The following is a 5,967-nucleotide window of genomic DNA, read 5'->3' on the forward strand; positions in this document are numbered from 1 at the left end:
GTCCGGCTCCGCGCCGGCCCGGTGCCCACCAGGAGCTTTCCGCGTGCCCGGGACCATACGCGCGCATCGCGCCGCGCACGCCCCGCCGCGTCCCGGCTCGGGCGCGCGATCGAATGGCCGGTGCACCGGTGACTCGCCCGTAGGGGTAGGGAGAGCGGAACCGCCGTCCGGCGGCGTGTGCCGGGTACGTCGGGCATCGCTTCGTTGGACACAGCGCGTGGTGCTCCTCCCTGGCCTGTACCTTTACCGACCCCCTATGGGCGGCGCGCCGTCGCGAGCGGCCGCGGCGGGCGCCCGGTCCGCGTTCCGCCGGGCGGGACAACACCGTGGTGCACGGCCCGATAGGGGTGACATGTGCATGGGGGATATGCGGGACGTCCTCCGCCGTGCGGGCGAGAACGAAGGCGGGGCGGATACTGCCTCCCGCCGACGGCGGCGGCCCGACCCGTCAGCCGCGCCTTACGCACGATGCAGTACGGACCCGTACCCAGCGGCAGTTGCCCCGGGTCAGCGAATGGGCCCACAGCGATTTCACCCCCCGGGGATAGGGGTGCCCGGCCGGTAAAGTCGCTGTTAGAGTCGGAGCCCGAATAGGGGAAATTCGTCCGTCGAGCCAGGACGGAACAACGGGGGCGGTCTCCGGGACATCGGAGAACCTGTACGGGGATACGGCGCTTTCTCGGTCTCTCCGCATCGTGGCCTATCCGACCATCGAGTCCGACCATCGAGTCGGGCCATCGAGTCCGACCATCGAGTGCGCGCGGAATGCCGGACCGGTAAAACACCGGCACGGCTTCCCAATAGCGTCCGAACAGCGTCCAAGTGCGAAAGACGCCCGGATGGACGGCGGGGGCGCCGGAGCCGGGAACACCATGCGAGTCGGGCAGGCCATGTGCGCCGGAAGCCGTGGCCTGCCGCGTTCCGAAAAGGGGGTAGTGGTATGGACATTCGTGCGATCGATCACATCGAGCTCTATGTCGAGGACGCCGACCAGGCGGCCGCCCACCTGTGCGACTCCTTCGGATTCGCCCCGCACGGCAGCGGCGGCTCCGATACCGGCCTCGGCGAGTGCCGGACGCTGCTGCTGCGCCACCGGGGCATCACCGTCCTCGTGACATCGGGGCTGCCGGGCGGCGGCCACCCGGCCGGCGAGTACGTGGACCGGCACGGCGACGGGGTCGCCGTCATCGGACTCGAAGTCGACGACGCGGACGCCGCGTTCTCCGAGGCCGTCGAGCGGGGCGCCGTGCCGACCGTCCCGCCGATGGTGCTCGGCGGCAGGGGAAGCCGCGTGACCTTCGCGTCCGTGATCGGATTCGGCGACGTGGAGCACCGCTTCACCTCCCGCGAGGCGCGCGGAGCGCCCTTCGCGCCCGGCCTGATCCAGGAGACCGTCCCGGCCCCGGCCGACGCGGGCCTCTTCGAGACCGTGGACCACGTCGCGGTCTGCCTGCCCGCGGGCGAACTCGACACGGCCGTACGGCACTACCAGGAGGTCTTCGGGTTCACCCAGACCTTCGAGGAGCGCATCGTCGTGGGGCTCCAGGCCATGGACTCCAAGGTGGTGCAGAGCGCTTCGCGGCAGGTCACGTTCACCCTCATCGAGCCCGACACCACCCGCGAACTGGGCCAGATCGACGCCTTCCTGTCCGCCCACGGCGGCGCGGGCGTCCAGCACCTGGCCTTCCTCACCCGGGACATCACGGCAGCGGTGCGCACCGTCTCCGACCGCGGCGCGCGCTTCCTGTCCACCCCGGACACGTACTACGACACCCTCACCGACCGGGTGGGCGACGTGGGCGCCCCGGTACCGACGCTGCGCGAGCTCAACATCCTCGCCGACCGCGACAGTTCGGGCGCGATGCTCCAGATCTTCACGGAGTCGCGCCACCCCCGGCGGACCCTGTTCTACGAGCTCATCGACCGCCGCGGGGCGCGCACGTTCGGCAGCAACAACATCAAGGCGCTGTACGAGGCGGTGGAACGGCAGCGCGCGCTCTCCGACGCGCCGGGCGGGGCGTCGTCGGCATGACCGCGGGGCCGCGGCCGAGCACGTAGCGGAGGAGCCGTCCGGCCGGTGCGCACCCACGCGCCCCGACCCGCCGGCCGCGCGATCAGCACCCCGACACGGGAGGTTCCGCCGATATGTATGTCTCCGTAGGTCCGGGCGGAGTGGTCAGCACCACCGACGACGCGAAGGTCACCAGGCAGCGCATCAGGCCGGGCACGCTGCGCCGGATGCTCTCCTACACGAAACCGCACCGCCGCGACGTGGTCTTCCTGCTGCTGCTCACCGTGGTCGACTCCGTCACCATCGTCGCGGTGCCGCTGCTGCTCAAGGTGATCATCGACGACGGCATCCTGAAGGACGACATGGGGGTGGTGGCGGGCATCTCCGCCGTCGTCGCCGGACTCGCCCTGCTGGCCGCGGTCTCGCAGCTCGGCCAGAGCTACGCCGCGGGCCGCATCGGCCAGGGCGTCAGCCACGACCTGCGCGTGGAGGCGTTCAACCATGTGCAGCGGCAGCCGCTGGCGTTCTTCACACGGACCCAGACCGGGTCCCTCGTCAGCAGGCTCAACACCGACGTCATCGTGGCCCAGCACGCGCTCGGCATGCTGCTCACCACCGCGTCCAGCGCCCTCACCCTGCTCCTGGTCATCGGCGAGATGCTCTACCTCTCGTGGCTCCTGAGCCTCATCGCCCTCGCGATGCTGCCGGTGTTCCTCGTACCGGTGGCCCTGGTCGGCCGGCGCCTCCAGCGCTACTCCAGGGAACAGATGCAGATGAACGCCGAGCTGGGCATCACCATCAACGAGCGCTTCAACGTGGCGGGCGCGATGCTGGCGAAGCTCTTCGGCCGACCGAAGGAGGAAGCGGCCCAGTTCGAGAAGCGGGCGATCCGGGTCCGCGACATCGGCGTGACCTGGACGGTCTACAGCCGCATGTCGACCATCCTCATGCTGCTGCTCGCCTCCCTCACCACCGCGATCGTCTACGGCCTCGGCGGAAGCTTCGTGGTCGACGGCGCGTTCCGGATCGGCACCCTGGTGGCGCTCGCCGCCCTGCTGGGCCGGCTGTACGGGCCGATCACGCAGCTCTCCAGCATGCAGTCCAACGTGCTGACCACCCTCGTCAGCTTCGACCGGATGTTCGAGCTGCTCGATCTGAAACCGCTCATCGAGGAACGGCCCGGCGCGAGGGCCCTGCCCGCGCCCGGCAGCGGCCCGGCCCCCGAGATCGAGTTCGACCGCGTCTCGTTCCGCTACCCCAGGACCAGCGAAGTCTCACTCGCCTCCCTGGAATCCGCCTCGCTCGGCGGCGGCGAACGCGCCGAGGAGACCCCGGAAGTCCTGCGCGAACTCACCTTCCGCGCACCGTCCGGGAAGCTCACCGCCCTCGTCGGCCCCTCCGGCGGCGGCAAGACCACCACCACCCACCTCGTGTCGCGGCTGTACGACCCCGTCGACGGCACCGTACGCATCGACGGCGAGGACCTCCGCGACGTCACCCTCGACTCGCTCCGCGACACCGTCGGCGTCGTCACCCAGGACGCCCACCTCTTCCACGACACGATCCGCGCCAACCTCGCCTACGCCCGCCCCGAGGCCACGGAGGCGGAGCTGATCGAGGCGTGCGAGGCCGCCCAGATCTGGGACCTCATCCGCTCGCTGCCCAGCGGGCTCGACACCGTCGCCGGAGACCGCGGCTACCGGCTCTCGGGCGGCGAGAAACAACGCCTCGCCCTCGCCAGGCTGCTCCTCAAAGCACCCTCGATCGTCGTCCTCGACGAGGCCACCGCCCACCTGGACTCCGAATCCGAGGCGGCCATCCAACGCGCCCTCAAGACGGCGCTGCGCGGCCGCACCTCCGTCGTGATCGCCCACCGGCTGTCCACCATCCGCGAAGCCGACCAGATCCTCGTCATCGACGAGGGCCGGGTGCGCGAGCACGGCACGCACGAGGAACTGCTGGCCGCCGGCGGGCTCTACGCCGAGCTGTACACCACCCAGTTCGCCGGGCCGGCCGCCGGCGGACCAGCGGGCGGACACCGGCAGCAGGAGCCGCCCGCCGAAGGGCCCGTGCCGCGGCAGGTGACGCACCCCCAGGGGACCGTCGTACTCGACGGCAGCGCCCCGGAGTACGGGCCTCCGCACGTCATCGACCGCGCCTCCGACGACTACTAGGACGGCCGGCCGCCACCGAGCCGTCAGAGCCGACAGCGCCGCCGGAGAGACCTGACCTGAGAGACCTGAGCTGACAGCGCCGCCCCGCGCCGCCCGAGAGAAGAGAAAGGGACCAGGATGAACGGCCAGGAGAACACCGCTCTGCCCCTGTCCGAATGCCAGAGTGAGCTCTGGCCGGCCCGGCGCGCGGAGAACTCGCGCGGGCCGGACAGCGTCGGGCAATACACAGAGATCCTCGGCCCCATCGACACGGCCGTCCTCGAACTCGCGCTGCGCCAGGTCGTCGACGAGACGGAAGCGATCCACGCGCGGTTCACGGAAATCGGCGGCAAGCCCTTCCAGGTCATCGGGGAAGCTCCGCCATGGCGCCTGGAAACCATCGACGTCAGCGCCGAGAGCGACCCGCGCGAAGCCGCCGAGGCGTGGATGCGCACCGATATGCGGCAGGCCGCCGACCCCGTCGCCTACGCACTGTTCGAGCTGGCAGCCGACCGGTACATCTGGTACCAGCGCTACAGCCGCCTCCTGATGGACGGCTTCGGAAGCTCCTCGCTGGCGCGCCGCGTCGCGGAGCTCTACGGGGCGGCGCTGCGCGGGGAACCGTACGAGCCGCCCGGCCACACCCCCCTCCACGACCTGCTGGACCACGAGTCCGTCTACCGGGAGTCCGAGCGGTACGAACGCGACCGGCGGTACTGGCACGAGCACTTCGCGGTCCGCCCCGACCCGGCGGCCATCCCCGGCCGGCGGTCCGAGAACGGCCCCGTCCCGCGCGTCACCGGAGCGCTGCCGCCCGCCTCCGTCGCCGCGTTACGGGCGGCCGGGCTCCGCACCGGTTCGAGCCGCGGCACGCTCGTCGTCGCGGCGGTGGCCGCCTTCCTGTGCCGCACGACCGGCGCGGACGAGGCCGTACTGACCCTCCCGGCCGCCGGGCGCATCGGAGCCCAGGCGCTGCGGACCCCGGGCGCGCTGGCGAACGTCCTGCCGTTCCGGCTGCCCGTACGCGCCGGGCTGAGCCTCGCGGACCTCGCCCACCGGGCGGGCCGGGAGATCAACGGACTCCTCGGCCACCAGGGGTTCCGGGGGGAGCGACTGCACGACGAACTCGACTGGCCCGGCGACGACCGCCGCCACTTCGGCCCCTTCGTGAGCGTCACCCCGTCCGGCCCGGACCTCCGCTTCGGGGAGCACCGGGGCATCGTGCGCTATCTGCCGAGCCGGCCGGTCGCGGAGTTCGACGTGCTGATGAGCGGAGCGTCGGACGACGGCGGACTGAGGGTTGACCTCGACGTCAACCCCGCCCTGTACGACGAGGACTGGGCCCGAGCCCACCACCACGCGTTCCTCGGCTTCCTGGAACAGGCGACCGCGGAGCCCGCGACGCCGGTGGGGCGGATCGGCGCGGTGAACAGTACGGGCCGCGGGCTGGTGGTGGAGCGGTGGAACCGGACGGCCGTGCCGGTGGACGCGGCCCCGCTGTCGGAGCTGTTCCGGCGTCAGGCAGCAGTATCTCCTGATGCGGTGGCGGTCGTTGGCGATGAACTTTCTCTTTCTTACGGGGAGTTGCTTGGCCGATCGGAGAGGGTGGCGCGGCAACTGATCGGTGCGGGTGTGGGGCCGGAGTGCCGGGTCGCGGTGGCGGTGGAGCGTTCGGCGTTGATGGTGGCCGCTGTGCTGGGCGTCTCGATGGCGGGTGGGGTGTTTGTGCCGGTCGATCCGGGCTATCCGGCGGAGCGCGTCGGGCTGATCTTCGCGGACGCGGCCCCGTCGGTGGTGCTGTGC

At 71.5% G+C, this 5,967-nt stretch carries 3 protein-coding genes; all 3 read left to right on the forward strand.

The window, feature by feature from the left end:
* The first annotated feature begins 940 nt into the window (after positions 1-940).
* Complete coding sequence (gene hppD, locus ACFU99_RS29835) at positions 941-2,032, forward strand: 4-hydroxyphenylpyruvate dioxygenase (RefSeq protein WP_384397918.1); 1,092 nt, start codon at positions 941-943, stop codon at positions 2,030-2,032.
* 113 nt (positions 2,033-2,145) lie between these two features.
* The gene (locus tag ACFU99_RS29840) at positions 2,146-4,185 is read left to right on the forward strand and encodes an ABC transporter ATP-binding protein (RefSeq protein ID WP_384397920.1); all 2,040 of its coding nucleotides are present in this window, start codon (positions 2,146-2,148) and stop codon (positions 4,183-4,185) included.
* A gap of 117 nt (positions 4,186-4,302) precedes the next feature.
* Positions 4,303-5,967: condensation domain-containing protein (locus tag ACFU99_RS29845; protein ID WP_384397922.1), on the forward strand; the 1,665-nt coding region annotated here is incomplete at its 3' end.

It is taken from the genome of Streptomyces sp. NPDC057654 (assembly GCF_042800135.1).
Lineage (GTDB): Bacteria > Actinomycetota > Actinomycetes > Streptomycetales > Streptomycetaceae > Streptomyces.

What these genes read in the sequence shown, in the direction of transcription:
- ACFU99_RS29840 (WP_384397920.1), top strand. Translation starts at nt 2,146, where the DNA reads ATGTATGTCTCCGTAGGTCCGGGCGGAGTGGTCAGCACCACCGACGAC.
- hppD (WP_384397918.1), top strand. Translation starts at nt 941, where the DNA reads ATGGACATTCGTGCGATCGATCACATCGAGCTCTATGTCGAGGACGCC.